This window comes from Cupriavidus sp. CER-90 (assembly GCF_057652055.1).
Window position 1 is genome coordinate 3,032,881 of record NZ_JBYGYM010000002.1, and the last position, 15,436, is coordinate 3,048,316.

At 66.1% G+C, this 15,436-nt stretch carries 14 protein-coding genes; 10 read left to right on the forward strand and 4 right to left on the reverse strand.

The genetic code is table 11. The features are described 5' to 3' along the window. Nucleotides 1-107 precede the first annotated feature (107 nt). The 3 genes from AC24R4_RS24445 to AC24R4_RS24455 form a co-directional block, all read right to left on the reverse strand. Nucleotides 108-1,283: a GGDEF domain-containing protein gene (locus tag AC24R4_RS24445; protein WP_487523731.1), complete on the reverse strand. Its 1,176-nt coding sequence runs from the start codon at nt 1,281-1,283 to the stop codon at nt 108-110. Between the two features lie 129 nt (nt 1,284-1,412). Further along, on the reverse strand, nt 1,413-2,645 hold the full coding sequence (locus tag AC24R4_RS24450) for an amidohydrolase family protein (protein ID WP_487523732.1): 1,233 nt from the start codon (nt 2,643-2,645) through the stop codon (nt 1,413-1,415). An 85-nt stretch (nt 2,646-2,730) separates the two neighbouring features. Next, the gene (locus AC24R4_RS24455; protein ID WP_487523733.1) at nt 2,731-4,254 is read right to left on the reverse strand and encodes an MFS transporter; all 1,524 of its coding nucleotides are present in this window, start codon (nt 4,252-4,254) and stop codon (nt 2,731-2,733) included. A 210-nt stretch (nt 4,255-4,464) separates the two neighbouring features. On the opposite strand from AC24R4_RS24455, the gene AC24R4_RS24460 reads away from it, so the two are divergent. Then, nucleotides 4,465-5,508 (forward strand): endonuclease/exonuclease/phosphatase family protein, encoded by a 1,044-nt coding sequence (locus AC24R4_RS24460; protein WP_487523734.1) that lies wholly within the window; start codon nt 4,465-4,467, stop codon nt 5,506-5,508. Nucleotides 5,509-5,642: 134 nt separating this feature from the next. Next, nucleotides 5,643-6,152: a DUF1993 domain-containing protein gene (locus tag AC24R4_RS24465; RefSeq protein WP_153947767.1), complete on the forward strand. Its 510-nt coding sequence runs from the start codon at nt 5,643-5,645 to the stop codon at nt 6,150-6,152. 105 nt (nt 6,153-6,257) lie between these two features. Here the strand turns inward: AC24R4_RS24465 and AC24R4_RS24470 are convergent, their stop codons facing one another. Beyond that, nucleotides 6,258-7,466: an MFS transporter gene (locus tag AC24R4_RS24470; protein ID WP_400394353.1), complete on the reverse strand. Its 1,209-nt coding sequence runs from the start codon at nt 7,464-7,466 to the stop codon at nt 6,258-6,260. Nucleotides 7,467-7,722: 256 nt separating this feature from the next. Between AC24R4_RS24470 and queE the strand changes: the two genes are divergently transcribed. The 8 genes from queE (at nt 7,723) to creC (ending at nt 15,400) form a co-directional block, all read left to right on the forward strand. After that, entirely contained in the window at nt 7,723-8,358 is a 636-nt protein-coding gene (queE, locus tag AC24R4_RS24475) for a 7-carboxy-7-deazaguanine synthase (RefSeq protein WP_400394355.1), read from the forward strand. A gap of 3 nt (nt 8,359-8,361) precedes the next feature. Continuing rightward, nucleotides 8,362-8,838 (forward strand): 6-pyruvoyl trahydropterin synthase family protein, encoded by a 477-nt coding sequence (locus AC24R4_RS24480; RefSeq protein WP_092599951.1) that lies wholly within the window; start codon nt 8,362-8,364, stop codon nt 8,836-8,838. Nucleotides 8,839-8,845: 7 nt separating this feature from the next. Then, nucleotides 8,846-9,442, forward strand: a complete 597-nt coding sequence (gene tadA / locus AC24R4_RS24485) for a tRNA adenosine(34) deaminase TadA (RefSeq protein WP_400394356.1) — start codon at nt 8,846-8,848, stop codon at nt 9,440-9,442. Between the two features lie 45 nt (nt 9,443-9,487). Continuing rightward, on the forward strand, nt 9,488-10,408 hold the full coding sequence (gene ldcA / locus AC24R4_RS24490) for a muramoyltetrapeptide carboxypeptidase (RefSeq protein WP_400394358.1): 921 nt from the start codon (nt 9,488-9,490) through the stop codon (nt 10,406-10,408). A 199-nt stretch (nt 10,409-10,607) separates the two neighbouring features. Beyond that, on the forward strand, nt 10,608-12,230 hold the full coding sequence (locus tag AC24R4_RS24495) for an ABC-F family ATPase (RefSeq protein WP_249641082.1): 1,623 nt from the start codon (nt 10,608-10,610) through the stop codon (nt 12,228-12,230). 206 nt (nt 12,231-12,436) lie between these two features. Then, a complete protein-coding gene (locus tag AC24R4_RS24500; protein WP_487523735.1) occupies nt 12,437-12,865 on the forward strand; it encodes a hypothetical protein in 429 nt (142 codons plus the stop codon). A gap of 320 nt (nt 12,866-13,185) precedes the next feature. Further along, complete coding sequence (gene creB, locus AC24R4_RS24505; RefSeq protein WP_487523736.1) at nt 13,186-13,953, forward strand: two-component system response regulator CreB; 768 nt, start codon at nt 13,186-13,188, stop codon at nt 13,951-13,953. 13 nt (nt 13,954-13,966) lie between these two features. After that, complete coding sequence (creC, locus tag AC24R4_RS24510; protein WP_487523737.1) at nt 13,967-15,400, forward strand: two-component system sensor histidine kinase CreC; 1,434 nt, start codon at nt 13,967-13,969, stop codon at nt 15,398-15,400. The last annotated feature ends 36 nt before the right edge of the window (nt 15,401-15,436 follow it).

A 15,436-nucleotide genomic window follows, 5' to 3' on the forward strand; every position in this document is an offset into this window, starting at 1 on the left:
TCCGGCGCCTGGCAGGGCCGGATGCGCCCGTGCCGATCCCGGATCGGGCGGATGCCAGCAGGTATCCGCCTGCCGGACCCCGCCTCACATGGCCTTCCCCGGCCGCCTCACACCGTCGCCGACTGCTCCTCGGTTTGCGCGATTTCAAGACGATTCCCACCCAGCGCCTTGGCCCGGTACAACGCCTGGTCAGCGGCGACCAGTGCGTCACTCAGCACTGGCGTTTCCCGCTCGAATTGCGCCAGCCCGATGCTGACTGTTGCCGGAATGCCGACGCCCCCGATACGGCCGGCGATATTCTCGGCGAACTGCGCCGCCACGGTCGCGCCGAGGGTGCCAGCGCGCTGCGCGTCTGCGCCATATAGCAATGCAGCGAATTCCTCGCCGCCGATGCGTGCGAACAGGATGTCCGGGCCCATCACGCCCCGGGCGATCTCCGCGAACGATTTCAGCACTTCGTCGCCGGCCTGATGGCCGTAGCGGTCGTTGATGGCCTTGAACTGATCGAGGTCGAAAGCCAGGACGGCGACCGGTCGGCGGCGGTCTTCTGCCGCCAGAATGCGTTGGCCCTGTTCGAAAAACCACCGGCGGTTGCCCAGGCGGGTCAGATAGTCAGTCTGGGACTCTTTGAGCAACTGGGTGTGGCTGTCTTCGCGGATCAGCTTCAGGATCGTCATCGGCAGGATCACCGAATACAGGACGCCCTCGTACATGGTGATCTTGCTCGCGATGCCCTGCATGGCAGGCCCGTACGCCGACACGAGCCACGGCAGCCCAAAGGCACGCCCGGCGTAGAGCAGGGCGTGGATGCCCGCCACGGCCACGACGATGTGTCGCGCGAAAAACGGCTTCAGCGCCTCACACCGCAGCATTTCGCGTGCGGTCATGGCGCTGATGAGGGCAATGGGGAAGGCGCTGATGTAGTTCCAGGTGATGTCTACCCCGCGTGTGCCGGATACTGCCCAAACGGCTGCCATGCCACACAGCACGACGCCGACGGTGATGCGGTAGCGCCGGCTACTGAGCGCCGCAACGCCATTGAGGATCAGCAGGTAGCCGCACAGCATTACCAGGTTGGCGAGTGCCGATCCCAGCACACCGGGCACGGCGCGGCGGAAGAGCACCGTCACGCAGCCGACGGCAAGCGTCGCAAATCCGGCGGACAGAATGCGCAGGGCCTTGCTGTGCCGGGGATTGGCCAGGTGTTCCCAGAACATCATGCCCGCACTGGCGAGCAGCGTTCCGATTGCCAGAAGGTAAAGGGTAAGGAGATCGACGTACATCCAGATGACATGACATTGCGCCGGGGCTGTGCGCCGGCTGTCGAATTCTACGTTGGAATGACGGCATGTCGTGGATGCTTCCGAAGATCTCCGGCGGGTGTTTCGACGATTCTCGCGCTGTGGGCGCTTTCAGCCCGGCAGGTCGAGATCGCCAAATCGGTAAATGCGTCCGCCGCGCATGACAAAGTCCACCTGTGCGGTGGCCGCGATGTCGGCCAGCGGATCGCCTGGCATTGCCACGATGTCGGCCTGGCGTCCGACTTCGAGTACGCCGATGTCCGTGCGCTGCAGCAGGGCCGCGGCCACGCTGGTGCCCGCGCGCAGCGCCCGGGCCGGCGACAGGCCGGCCGCCACCATCGCCTGGAATTCGAGAATGCCGCGTGAGAACGGGAACATGCCGCAGTCGGTGCCCAGCGCGATGTGGGCGCGGCTGGCGGCCATGCGCCGCTGGGCCCGCTCGATCTCGGGCAGGTCGCGCGAAAACTTCCAGACCGCCTGCGGCGGCAACGTGTTGGCCGCCAGCATGTCCTTGTCTTCCAGCGTCATCTGCATGGTCGGCACCAGGAAGGCGCCCGACGCCTCGGCCAGCGCAATGCCCTCGTCGTCGATCAGGTAGCAATGTTCCAGGCTGCGCGCGCCCGCGCGCAGGGCCTGCTTGCAGCCTTCGGCGGCGCCCGTGTGCACGGAAACCGGCAGGCCCAGCTGATGGGCGGCGGCGGCTGCGGCCTCCATTTCTTCGTCGAACCACGTCACGCGGGCCGGGTCGTCGCCAAAGCTCATATAGCCGCCGGTGTTCATGGTCTTGATCCAGTCGGCGCCATGCGCGGCCTGGCAGCGCACCTGCTTGCGGATATCGGTGGGCGAGTCGGCCGTTTTCGACAGCCCCAGATGGCAGCGGCACGGCAGCGCGCCCTGCATGTCGCCATGGCCGCCCGATCCGCTGATCATATGCGGCGCCACGAACAGGCGGGGCCCGGTCAGGCGGCCCGCGTTGATCGCGTTGCGCAGCTCCAGCCCCGGCCAGTCATCGTCGAACGTGCCAAGGTCGCGCAGGGTGGTGAAGCCATAGCGCATGTACTGGCGGGCCAGGCTCAGGCCAGCCAGCGCCTTGCCGGCGCTGGACTGCAGGATCTGCTGCTTCAGGTTCATCCCGTCCAGGAACAGGTGAACGTGCGTGTCGATAAAGCCCGGCGCGATCGTGCGATGGGACAGGTCGATCACGCGGGCATTGCGCGGCCGTGCCACCGACGGCCCGATGGCGGCAATGGTGTCGTGTTCGATCAGGATTTCGGTGGGCCCCTGCAGGGCTTCGCCGAGACCGTCGAACAGGTTGCCGCAGATAAGAACGATGGATGCAGACATGGAACAGGCCTCCTTGATGAGGACATCAATACGGAAGACATAAAAGGCGCAGTTGCAGGCGTCACCGTGCGCGGATGCCGGCCCATCACCGGGCAGGCACACCGGGTTTGGCGCGCGGGATGGTTGCCATGATCGAAATGGCCGCCACGACGACCATGCAGAGGTTGAATGCCAGCGCCAGGATGGCCGCCGTACGCACGGCCACCTGGTCCTGGGCGCCCTGGAAGTCGATCAGGCCGTCGAGCATCTGCGCGCCTTCGGCATGGGTGCGCACGGCCGTGAAGATCGTGGCCGAGATGGCCACGCCGAACGCGCCGCCCAGCGACGACGCCATCTTGTAGATGCCGGCGCCGGAGCCCGCCTGGTCCGGCGGCAGCGCGGACAGCGCGGCATCGGTGGACGGGGTGGCATAGAACGCCAGGCCGATGCCCTGCAGGGCAAAGCCGATGGTGGCGACGATCTTGTAGTCGGCCAGCGTCAGCTGCGTCATCGCCAGGCAGATCACCGACGCGGCCGTCAGCGCGCAGCCCCACAGCATCGGCTTGCGGGCGCCAAACCGCTGCAACAGCTTTTCGCCGACGCGGATAAACGCAATGATCGTGATGGCAAAGCCGATGGTCAGCACGCCGGCCTGCTGGGCGGTCATGTTGCCGCCCAGCTGCGCCAGCTGCATGACCACGATCAGCGTGCCGGCCACGCCGTTGAGCATGAAGTTGGAGATCGTCGCGCCGGTGTAGGTGCTGCTGCGGAACAGGCGGAAGTCGATGAACGGGTCCGCGGCGCGGGCCTCGTGGCGCAGGAACACGAAGCCGAAGACCACCACGGCTGCCACCAGCAACAGCGTGCTGACGCTGGTCCAGCCGAACCGGGCGCCCTGCGTGACCACCACCTGCAGTGCGATCATCGCCACCATGAAGGTGAAGATACCCTTGCGGTCGATCTTCGCGTCGTGCCGGTCCTCGGCCCGGCTTTCGGGCGTGCCCCGGATCATCAGCAGGCCGGCCACGGCCGCCGCGATCGACAGGAAGAAGATCGAGCGCCAGCCGAACTGGGCCGCGATGGTGCCGCCAAAGATCGCGCACACGCCCGAGCCGCCCCACGATCCGATCGACCAGATGCTGATGGCGCGCTGGCGTGCCTTGCCGGGCCAGTACGTCTTGATCAGCGCCAGGCTCGACGGCATGATGCACGCCGCCGACAGGCCTTGCAGCGCGCGGCCCGCCAGCAGGCACGGTATGGCCAGCGGGCCGGCCGGTGCGATCGCCACCAGCAGCGAGCCCGCGATGCTCAGGCAAAAGCCGAGCTGCAGGATGCGGTAGCGCCCCACACGGTCGGCGATGCCGCCCATGAAGACGATGAAGATGCCGGAGAACAACGCGGTGATGGCCACGGCGATGTTCATCGTGGTGGGCGACAGGCCCAGCGTGGCGCCCATGTCCGGCGCAATGTTCAGCGTGGTCTGCGCGAACAGCCAGAACGTGAGCACACCCAGCACAATGCCGAACAGCACCCGGTCGTTCCCGGCGAAGTTCGGCGGCTGCGCGCGCTCGGATGCTGGCGAAAGGCCAGCTTCAGGATTCCCTGCGGTGGTACCTGTAGCGTGATTCATGGCGTCTATCCCTTGATGGCCGTTGTGTCGTCAACGATGCGAGCCATCGTATTTCCGGGGGGAGTCGGGGGCGTTGACGCGGATCATGGGTGGCGGCGCGGCATCGTAGTCCGCTGGAATCGGCGTTATCCAGCCGCGCGCTTGATGCAGACCAATGCAGCCGCCAAGGGCGGCCCTGACGATGGCCGGCTTTCAACGTGGCGCCCGCCAATGACCCACTACGACTTCCTTGCCGATATCGCCGACGCGCATGCGCGTGCCCGCACCATCGAAGGCCTGACACGCTTGCGCCAGGCACTGGCCAGCCAGATCCCGGCGCGCACGGCCACCGATACGCTGCTGCTGGCCACATGGAATATCCGCGAGTTCGACAGCGGCAAGTACGGCTACCGTTCGGAAGAGTCCTACCTTTACATCGCCGAGGTGCTGAGCCGCTTCGACCTGATCGCCATCCAGGAAGTCAGGGATGGCCTGTACCCGTTGCAGCGGCTGCAGCGCATGCTCGGGCCGTGGTGGGGCTATCTGGTGACCGATGTCACGCTGGGCACGTCCGGCAATGCCGAGCGCATGGCCTATCTGTACGACCGCCGCAAGGTGCGCTTTACCGGGCTGGCTGCGGAACTGGTACTGCCAAGGGCGGGCAGGGCGGGGCCGGCCCCCGTGCAGCTGGCGCGCTCGCCATACCTGGCCGGCTTCCAGGCCGGATGGGCGTACCTGACGCTGGCCACGGTCCATATCTACTACGGCACCGGCAAGCCCGACGACGCGCGGCGGCTGGCGGAGATCACCGCCTTCAGCAAAACCGTCGCCAAGGCGGCCGGCAAGCTGTCGGCCGCGCCGCAGCCGGCGCCCGGCGTGAAGGGCGACCCGGGCAACCTGATCCTGCTGGGCGATTTCAATATCTTCAACCGGCGCGACGTGACGATGGAGGCGATCACCCGGGCGGGGTTCGTCGTCCCCGAGCCGCTTCAATCCTTGCCTGGCTCGAATGTGGACAAGAACCGGCACTACGACCAGATTGCCTACTTCCGGCGGCTGTCGCGCATGGCGCCGACCGGCCGCGCCGGCGTGTTCGACGTGTACGAGCACGTCTACCGCCTGGCCGACGCCGATGCCTACGCGTCCGAACGCCAGACCCGGCCGGGGCGAAGCTTCAAGGACTGGCGTACCTATCGCATCAGCGATCATCTGCCGATGTGGATCGAATTCGGCATCGACGATGCGGATGCATGGCTGGCCGGACTTGGCGGCTAGCCAGCAGCTCCGGCGGTTCCGGTCTATGCTATGGCCTGCGACACCGGCAGGCGTCAGCCCGCGGCACACCGCGCGCCACGCGCCGCCGGACCACGCGTTGTCACGACATCCCACGACCCATGCAAGGAGCCCCCATGGCCCTCTCGATGTACGACGTATCGATCCCGGTGTTTGTCCGGGCCCTGACGAACCTGTCCGCCATCCTTGAAAAAGGCGCGGCCCACGCGCAGGCGCAGGGCATGGACGCCGCCGAGCTGCTTCAGACGCGTCTGATTGCCGACATGGACGCGCTGCCCGCCCAGGTGCAGCGGGCCAGCGACTCGGCGAAGGGCTGCGCGGCACGGCTGGCCGGGATCGACATCCCGTCGTATCCGGACAACGAGACCACGTTCCCCGAACTGCAGGAGCGGATCGCCCGGACGGTGGGCTTCCTGAAGTCGATCCGCCCCGAACAGCTTGAGGGCAGCGAAACGCGCGTGGTGGAGCTGAAGTTGCGCAACGGCCCGGTGACGTTCGATGGCAAGAGCTACACGCTCGGGTTTGCGCTGCCGAACTTCTACTTCCATGTGACCACGGCCTACGACCTCCTGCGTCACAAGGGCGTGCAGATCGGCAAGATGGATTTCCTGGGCGCGCCGCGCTAAACGGCAATGCGATCAGAAAACGGGCCTGCGAGGCCCGTTTTGCTGTGGATGCGCAGGCTGCCGCGCTCGATGGTGGAGATCGAGGGTGGGGATCGATGCTGGCGGTCAGTGCTGCAGGGCCCCGGCCGGCATGCCACCGGCGCGCACGTCGATGCCTGCCGCGCGGTCGAGCCGGCCGCTCAGCTCGGTCAGGGCCCATGCCACCAGCACCACCAGCGCGCCGATCCATGGCGTATGCATCAGGCCAAAGTGCTCCACGACCAGTCCGCCCGCCCATGCCGCGCCGGCAATGCCCAGGTTGAAGGCGGCGATATTGAGCCCCGACGCCACATCCACGGCCTGCGGCGTGTGGTGCTCCGCCTGCTTGACCACATAGACCTGCAGTCCCGGCACGTTGCCGAAGGCCACCGCGCCCCAGGCCAGTACCGTGGCCAGCACCAGCCACCGATGCGGGGCGGTGAAGGTCAGCACGAACAGCACGGCAGCCAATAGTAGAAATACGATGCGCAGCGCGGCGATCGGGCCATGGCGGTCGGCCAGGCGGCCGCCCCAGATATTGCCGATGGCGACCGAGACGCCATACACCAGCATCACCAGCCCCACGGCGCCGGCGCTGAAGCCCGACACATCCTGCAGGATCGACGCCAGGAACGTGAAGGGGATAAACGATCCGCCATAGCCGATGGCTGTCTTGGCATAGACCAGCAACAGGCGCGGCTCGGCCAGCACGCGTGCCTGTTGCAGCAGCGAGGCTGGCGCGGCATGGCGGATCGTTGATGGCACGAACAACAGGCTGCCGACAAACGCGATCACACCGAGCGCGGAGACCGCCAGGAACGTCTCGCGCCATCCGAAGTGCTGCCCGATGAACGTACCCAGCGGCACGCCGGTGACCAGCGCGACCGTCAGGCCCGTAAACATGATGGCGATGGCGCTGGCTGCCTTTTCGCGCGGCACCAGGCTGGTGGCGATGGTCGATCCGATCGAAAAGAATACGCCGTGCGCCAGGCCGGTCAGCACGCGCGCGGCCACCAGCGACTCGTAACTTGGCGCCTGCCAGGCCAGCAGGTTGCCGGCGGTGAACAGCGCCATCAGCGACAGCAGCAGCGCCTTGCGCGGCAGGCGGCCGGTCAGCGCGGTCAGCACCGGGGCGCCCACGGCCACGCCCAGCGCATAAAGGCTGACCAGCAGTCCCGCCGATGGCACGCTGATGTGCAGGTCGGCGGCGATGGTCGGGATCAGGCCGACAATCACGAATTCGGTGGTTCCGATGGCAAAGGCACTGAGTGTCAGCGCCAGCAAGGCAACGGGCATGGCAAGCTCCGGTATTCAAGGTTGGAGCGCAGTGTGCCAGCGCCTTTGTTGCTGAAAAAGCCGTCGATATGCAGAAGATATTTGATCTGAAATCAAGAAAGGCGGCGACTGCCCGGAAGGCAGGCGCTGAACCGGCCGATTTCGATGGACTTAGCAGAAACCCTAGGTTCTTGATACAATCGCCGGTTGCTCGCGCCTCGGCTTTTGCCTAATTTTTGAGCAGGAACTCCCCACGCACCCCAACCGTCGCATACGCATGACATACGCCGTCAAGGAAATCTTCTATACGCTGCAGGGCGAGGGCGCCAATTCCGGCCGTGCGGCGGTGTTTTGCCGCTTCTCGGGTTGCAACCTGTGGACCGGCCGCGAGGAAGATCGTGCCCGTGCCGTATGCCAGTTCTGCGATACCGATTTCGTGGGCACCGACGGCACGCGTGGCGGCAAGTACAAGACGGCCGAGGAACTGGCGGCCGTGGTGGCATCGGAATGGCCGCAGGGCGCCGGCGGCACGCCGCTGGTGGTCTGCACGGGCGGCGAGCCGCTGCTGCAGCTTGATGCGCCGCTGATCGACGCACTGCATGCGCAGGGCTTCGAGATCGCCATCGAGACCAATGGCACGATCGAAGTGCCCGATGGCATCGACTGGGTTTGCGTGAGCCCCAAGATGGGATCGGAACTGGTCGTGAAGAAGGGCGACGAACTGAAGGTGGTGATGCCGCAGGCGGGTCAGGACTTCGCGGCATACGAGCAACTGGATTTCCGCTATTTCCTGGTGCAGGCCATGGATGGTCCGCTGGCCCGGCAGAATACGGCCGCCGCGGTCGACTTCTGCCAGCGTCATCCACGCTGGCGCCTGTCGCTGCAGACCCACAAGCTGCTGGGCATTCGCTGACACATGAGCAAACAAGTTTCCATCACACGCCGGCTCGAATTCGATGCCGGCCACCGCATCCCGAGCCACGGCGGCCAGTGCCGCAATATCCACGGCCATCGCTATCGGCTGGACCTGACGCTGTCCGGCGAGGTGCTGCGCCAGGAAGGCGCGTCGGACGACGGAATGATCCTGGATTTCGGCGATATCAAGACGCTGGCCAACGAGCACCTGGTGTCGAAGTGGGACCATGCGTTCCTGATCTATCGCGGCGACACCGCGCTGCTGAACTTCCTGCAGTCGATGGACAACCACAAGACCGTGGTCATCGACAGCATCCCGACCGTCGAGAACCTGGCGCAGGAAGCGTTCGACATCCTGGCGCCCGTGTTCAAGGACTGCTTTGGCCACCATCTGCAGCTGACGAAGCTGGTGCTGTTCGAAACGCCGAACTGCTGGGCCGAAGTCAGCGCGCCGTTCGCGCTGCCGGCGCAGGACTGATCTGCCCATGTCCGGCGCGCCCCAGTTCCAGGACGACACCACGCGGGACCGTTTCTATATGACGGCCGCGCTGGAAGAGGCGCGCCTGGCCGAGGCGGCCGGCGAGGTGCCGGTGGGCGCCGTGGTGGTGTGGAACGACCAGATCATCGCGCGTGGCCATAACCTGCCGATCCGTTCGGTCGATCCGTCCGCCCATGCCGAAATGCAGGCGCTGCGCGCGGCGGCCAAGGTGCTGGGCAACTACCGCATGCCCGAGTGCGAGCTGTACGTGACGCTGGAGCCCTGCGCGATGTGCAGTGGCGCCATCCTCCATGCGCGGCTCAGGCACGTGGTGTTTGGCGCCACCGATCCCAAGACCGGTGCGGCGGGCAGTGTCGTCGACCTGTTCGCACAGGCCACGCTGAACCACCAGACCACGCTGGCGCGCGGCGTGATGGCCGATGAATGTGGCCAGATGCTGCGCGATTTCTTTGGCGCACGGCGCCGGGCGCAGAAGGCAGCCCAACAGGCAGCCCAGCAGGCAGCCCGGGCCGCCGGGGAGCCGCCGCTTGCCGATGGGCCGGCCGCGCCACCCTCGCCACCCTCGCCAGCAGCAGCCGATTAGGCGAGAATTCCTGCTTCCGAGCGTCGTACCCTCAACATCCGAAGCATGCGCCAACCCATCGAAGTCCGACTGATCGCCTCATCCGGCTACCCGCACAACGTGGCCATTGCCGCGCGCGGCTGCGCCTGGCTCAAGCAACACGGGTACCACGTCAACAATCCCGATATCCTCGCGCGCCGCTACCTGCGCTTTGGCGGCACGGACGCCGAACGGCTGGCCGACCTGCACGCCATCGGCACCGGCGGCCGCGGTGAACTGACGCTGGCGGTCCGGGGCGGCTACGGCCTGGCGCGGCTGCTGGACAAGATCGATTTTGCGCGCATTGCCGAGCAGGCCCGCGTCAGCGGCACGCCGATCGTCGGCCATAGCGATTTCACGGCTTTCCAGCTGGCCTACCTGGCGGCCACTGGCGGCGTCACGTTTGCCGGGCCGATGCTGCTGGCCGATTTTGGCGAGGAACACGTCGATCCGTTCATGTGGCGGCACTTCGAGGCCATCCTGCGCGACCCGGCCTGCAAGATCGAAGTGGCCGCGCCGCAGGTGGTAGCGGCAGGGACGGCGGAGGGCACGCTGTGGGGCGGCAACCTGGCGATGCTGTGCAGCCTGCTGGGCACCCCTTACATGCCGAAGGTGCCTGGCGGCATCCTGTTCCTGGAGGACATCAACGAGCCGCCGTACCGCGTGGAGCGCATGCTGCTGCAACTGCTGCAGGCTGGCGTACTGGCGGGGCAGCAGGCCATCGTGCTGGGGGATTTCTCGAACTACCGCACCACCGATTACGACAACGGCTACAACATGGATGCCGTATTCGACTATCTGCGCGAACAGCTCGATATCCCGGTGCTGACCGGCCTGCCGTTCGGCCACTGCCCGCGCAAGCTGACGCTGCCGGTGGGCGCCCAGGCGCGGCTGGAAGCCCGTGGCGATGGCTTCAGCCTGGCCCTGACCGGGTACCCGACGCTGTAACAAACATCGGCCAGCCCACGGCCGGTCGATGCCGGGACCGTGGCCATGGCTGACGAATGCCCCCCGTAAGTGGTAAAATCACGGGTTATTTCCTCATTTTCGCTGCGCCGGGCACGCCAATCGGGTGCGTGCCGCCACAATCCGGCTGCCAGCAGGTGGCGCCCACAGGGCACACCCATATTCCAGACAAGGTTCAGACGTGCTTTCTACCGCAAACATCACCATGCAGTTCGGCCCCAAGCCGTTGTTCGAGAACATCTCGGTCAAGTTCGGCGAGGGCAACCGCTACGGCCTGATTGGCGCGAACGGTTGCGGCAAGTCCACCTTCATGAAGATCCTCGGCGGCGACCTCGAGCCATCGGCGGGCACCGTCATGCTGGAACCGGGCATCCGCCTGGGCAAGCTGCGCCAGGACCAGTTCGCGTATGAAGACAACCGCGTGCTCGACGTGGTGATGATGGGCCACGTGGAAATGTGGGCCGCCGCCAGCGAGCGCGACGCCATCTACGCCAACCCCGAGGCCACCGACGAAGACTACATGCGCGCCGCCGAACTGGAGGCCAAGTACGCCGAGTACGACGGCTATACGGCCGAGGCGCGCGCCGGCGAACTGCTGCTGGGCGTGGGCATCCCGACCGACCAGCACCAGGGCCCGATGAGCGACATCGCCCCGGGCTGGAAGCTGCGCGTGCTGCTGGCCCAGGCGCTGTTCTCGAACCCCGATGTCCTGCTGCTGGACGAACCGACCAACAACCTGGACATCAACACGATCCGCTGGCTGGAAGACGTGCTCAACGAGCGCAACTCCACCATGATCATTATTTCGCACGATCGCCACTTCCTGAACTCGGTGTGCACGCACATGGCCGACATGGACTACGGCACGCTGAAGGTCTATCCGGGCAACTACGACGACTACATGCAGGCGTCGATGCAGGCCCGCGAGCGCCAGGTGGCCGCCAATGCGCGCGCCAAGGAACGCATCACCGAACTGCAGGATTTCGTGCGCCGCTTCTCGGCCAACAAGTCGAAGGCCCGCCAGGCCACGTCGCGCGCGAAGCAGATCGAAAAGATCAAGGTCGAGGACATCAAGCCGTCGTCGCGCCAGAATCCGTTCGTGCGCTTCGAGTTCGAGAAGAAGCTGCACAACCTGGCCGTGGAAGTCGAGGACATCACCAAGACGTACGACCGCAAGATCATCAACAACCTGTCGATGGCCGTCCAGGCCGGCGAGCGCGTGGCCATCATCGGCGAAAACGGCGCGGGCAAGACCACGCTGCTGCGCAGCCTGCTGAACAACGTCGTGCAAACCGGCGTGCAGCGCGGCGTGGAAGTGGATCGCGGCACGGTCAAGTGGGCCGAGAACGCCAACGTGGGCTACATGCCGCAGGACACGTACGAGGAATTCCCGAACGACGTGACCGTGATGGACTGGATGAGCCAGTGGACGCAAGCCGGCGACGACGACCAGTCGCTGCGCGGCACGCTGGGCCGCCTGCTGTTTTCGGCCGACGACATCAAGAAGAACGTCAAGGTGCTGTCCGGTGGCGAGAAAGGCCGCATGATCTGGGGCAAGCTGATGCTGGGCCGCCACAACGTGCTGGCCATGGACGAGCCGACCAACCACATGGACATGGAGTCGATCGAATCGCTGCAGATCGCGCTGGACAAGTTCGCGGGCACGCTGATCTTCGTGTCGCACGACCGCGAACTGATCAACGGCCTGGCCACGCGCGTGATCGAGGTGCGCCCCGACGGCACGATCACCGACTACCTGGGTACGTACGACGAGTACCTGCAGTCGCAAGGCATCGAGGCCTAGTTTCGGCGGCATCGCCGCATCGTCATTTCGCCAGAAAAGCCGGCCCGCCATCAGGCGCGCCGGCTTTTTTCATCGCGACGTCTTGCCGGCTCGCTGACGGACACTGTATATTTATACAGTTGTCGCCGCCTTCCGGAGACGCTGCGTTCCGCAGTCAAGCCGGTGCGGCGCCCGCGTTTTCCATCCCTCCACCTCGAAAGGCCATCATGTTCGTGGATCGCACCGAAATCATCAACGCCGCCAAGGCACTGCGCGCCAGTCAGGAAGAATCCCGGTACAGCAAGCTCGTCGCGCTCGCGAACAAGCAGCTCAAGGCCATGCACACGGCGATCCAGAAGGGCAAGGAAGAATTCGAGACCACACTGGTGCTCGACATCAATGATGAGAATCCGCAGGCGGCGCTGGAACCGCGCGCGCAGCGGCTGGCCGACGACCTCAGGGCGCAGGGCTACACCGCGACCGTGACCACGTTTGCCGAGGTCAGCACCGACCGCCAGAACTGGACACCGAATATCACGGTCGCCATCGGTCTGGGCGACATCCCTTCCGAAGCCGACAGCGCGATGGCGAAAAGCACCGTGGCCGACGCGCCGGACGTCGCACTGGCCGGCGAAGCGGCTTGTGAAATGGCCTGACATGGCCTGACACATAGGCACCCGTCGGAGGCACGCGTCGAAGGCACGCGTCGAGCTTGCCGGCGGCGCGAGTGGGGTGGTGAAGCGCGTCGGCGATCGCGTCGGGCGACCGCTTCACGCCGGCCTCACCGTCCCTTCACCGTTCGCCACGACACTGGCTGCTCCATTTTCTTCCGGAGCCAGTCATGCATCGCCGCCGCCCGATCGACATTCCCGCTTTTCTCGGCCGACTTCGCCAGTTGCTGGGCGTGCCGGAGCCATCGACAACCGTCCAGCGCGATGGCGGATAATACACACCGTCCATCCTGCCGCGCCCGCCCATGAAACAACCGTCAATCCTGGTGGTGGAAGACGAATCCGCCATCGCCGATACCATCCTGTACGCGCTGCGGACGGACGGCATGCTGGCCGAGCATTGCACGCTGGGTGGCGACGCGCTGGCCCGGTTGCGCGCGGATCGGCCCGATCTGGTCGTGCTCGACATCGGCCTGCCGGACATCAACGGCTTCGAGGTCTGCCGCACGCTGCGGACGTTTTCCGATGTGCCGGTGATCTTCCTGACCGCGCGCCATGAGGAAATCGACCGCATCGTGGGGCTGGAGATTGGCGCCGATGACTATGTGGTCAAGCCGTTCTCGCCCCGGGAACTGGCGGCGAGGGTGCGCGTGATTCTGCGTCGCGCCCGGCCTCGGGGCGATTCGGCAGCCCCGGCAGCCCCTGTGGCTCAGGCGGCCCCGGTGGTGACCATCCCGATGCCGGACACAGCCGGGCGGCCCAGCGGCTTCCGGCACGACGCGGAAGGCGCGCGGGTGTCCTACCAAGGCCAGTGGCTCGATCTCACGCGATACGAATACCGGCTGCTTGCGCTGCTGGTGCAGCATCCTGGGCGCATCTATGCGCGTTCCCAGTTGATGGACCTGGTCTGGCACGACGCCCTCGACACGGTCGATCGCACCGTCGATACCCATATCAAGACGCTGCGCGCCAAATTGCGCGACGTGGACCCGGCAGGCGACCCGATCCGCACCCATCGCGGCATGGGCTATTCGCTCGAAGCGCCGGACGTGCGCCAGGCGCCCGACGTCTGAAACGCCCCCGTCCATGCACATCGGCCTGCGGATATTCTTCGGCTTTTTCCTGGTGGTCGGCCTGGCGACGTTCCTGACGCTGCGGGTGTTCGTCCAGGAGGTCAAGCCAGGGGTGCGCCAGGCGATGGAGGACACGCTGGTCGATACCGCCCATGTGCTGGCCGTGCTGGCGGCCGACGACCTGAAAGCCGGCCAGATGGCCGATGGGGCGTTCGCCCGGCGTCTGGCGCAACTGCGCCAGCAGCCCGTGGATGCCAGCGTCTGGGGCATGCACAAGGACGCGGTGGGCTACCGCATCTACATCACCGACGACCGTGGCATCGTGCGCTTCGATACGGCGGACCAGGCGGTGGGCGCCGACTATTCACGCTGGAACGACGTCTACCTGACCCTGCAAGGCAAGTACGGCGCGCGCAGTACCCGCTCGGACCCTGCCGATGAAAGCAGTTCGGTGATGTATGTGGCGGCGCCCATCCGCGATGGCACGCGCATTATCGGCGTGCTGACCGTGGCCAAGCCAAACCAGGCCGTGGCACCGTTTATCGCGCGCAGCCAGGGCGTGATCCTGACCTATGGCCTGCTGCTGATTGGCGGCGCGGCCGCGATTGGCGTGCTGTGTACGCTCTGGCTGGTGTTCGGCCTGCGCAAGCTGCAGCGCTATGCCCGCGCGGTGGCCGCCGGCGAGCGTGCCGAGATGCCGCTGCGCGGCGCCAGTGAGCTTGCCGAACTGGGCCGCGCCGTGGAGACCATGCGCCTGCGGCTGGAAGACAAGCAGTATGTGGAGCACTACATCCACACGCTGACCCACGAAATGAAGAGTCCGCTGGCGGCCATCGGCGGCGCGGCCGAGCTGTTGCAGGAGGACATGCCGGCCGCCGACCGTCAGCGTTTTGTCAGCAATATCCGAGGCCAGGCACAGCGGCTGGACCTGCTGATCCGCAAGCTGCTGACGCTGGCCGAAGTGGAGCAGCGCCAGCATCTGGAAAAGCCCGAGCCGGTGATGCTGGGGCTGGAAATCGGGCAGATCGTGCAATCGCTGGAGCCCAGGGCACGGCAACGGGCCGTGCAGTTGCGATGGCAGCCGCCCGACGCCGTGCCGGCGATCACTGGCGATGTGTTCCTGCTGCGCCAGGCCATCGTCAATCTGCTGGAAAACGCGCTCGATTTCGCGCCGGCAGGTTCCGCCATCGACATATCGCTGGCCCGCGGGCCCGGGCAGATCGTGCTCAGGATAGACGATCGCGGGCCGGGCATTCCCGACTATGCCATGCCACGGCTGTTCGAACGCTTCTATTCGCTGCCGCGTCCCGATGGCCGCGAGCGCGGTACCGGTCTGGGCTTGTGCCTGGTGCGGGAGGTGGCCCTGCTGCACCGGGGAACGGTTGCCGTGAGCAACCGCGAGGGCGGCGGGGCGCGTGCCGAACTGGCGCTGCCGGCGGCGGTCTGAGTTGCCAGCCGGCCCTGCCAGATCCCCCCCGATACC

Coding starts and splice junctions, on each gene's coding strand:
- creC (WP_487523737.1), top strand. CDS start 13,967: ATGCACATCGGCCTGCGGATATTCTTCGGCTTTTTCCTGGTGGTCGGC.
- AC24R4_RS24480 (WP_092599951.1), top strand. CDS start 8,362: ATGAGCAAACAAGTTTCCATCACACGCCGGCTCGAATTCGATGCCGGC.
- AC24R4_RS24450 (WP_487523732.1), bottom strand. CDS start 2,645: ATGTCTGCATCCATCGTTCTTATCTGCGGCAACCTGTTCGACGGTCTC.
- AC24R4_RS24465 (WP_153947767.1), top strand. CDS start 5,643: ATGGCCCTCTCGATGTACGACGTATCGATCCCGGTGTTTGTCCGGGCC.
- AC24R4_RS24455 (WP_487523733.1), bottom strand. CDS start 4,254: ATGAATCACGCTACAGGTACCACCGCAGGGAATCCTGAAGCTGGCCTT.
- AC24R4_RS24500 (WP_487523735.1), top strand. CDS start 12,437: ATGTTCGTGGATCGCACCGAAATCATCAACGCCGCCAAGGCACTGCGC.
- tadA (WP_400394356.1), top strand. CDS start 8,846: ATGTCCGGCGCGCCCCAGTTCCAGGACGACACCACGCGGGACCGTTTC.
- AC24R4_RS24460 (WP_487523734.1), top strand. CDS start 4,465: ATGACCCACTACGACTTCCTTGCCGATATCGCCGACGCGCATGCGCGT.
- ldcA (WP_400394358.1), top strand. CDS start 9,488: ATGCGCCAACCCATCGAAGTCCGACTGATCGCCTCATCCGGCTACCCG.
- AC24R4_RS24470 (WP_400394353.1), bottom strand. CDS start 7,466: ATGCCCGTTGCCTTGCTGGCGCTGACACTCAGTGCCTTTGCCATCGGA.
- AC24R4_RS24445 (WP_487523731.1), bottom strand. CDS start 1,283: ATGTACGTCGATCTCCTTACCCTTTACCTTCTGGCAATCGGAACGCTG.
- queE (WP_400394355.1), top strand. CDS start 7,723: ATGACATACGCCGTCAAGGAAATCTTCTATACGCTGCAGGGCGAGGGC.
- creB (WP_487523736.1), top strand. CDS start 13,186: ATGAAACAACCGTCAATCCTGGTGGTGGAAGACGAATCCGCCATCGCC.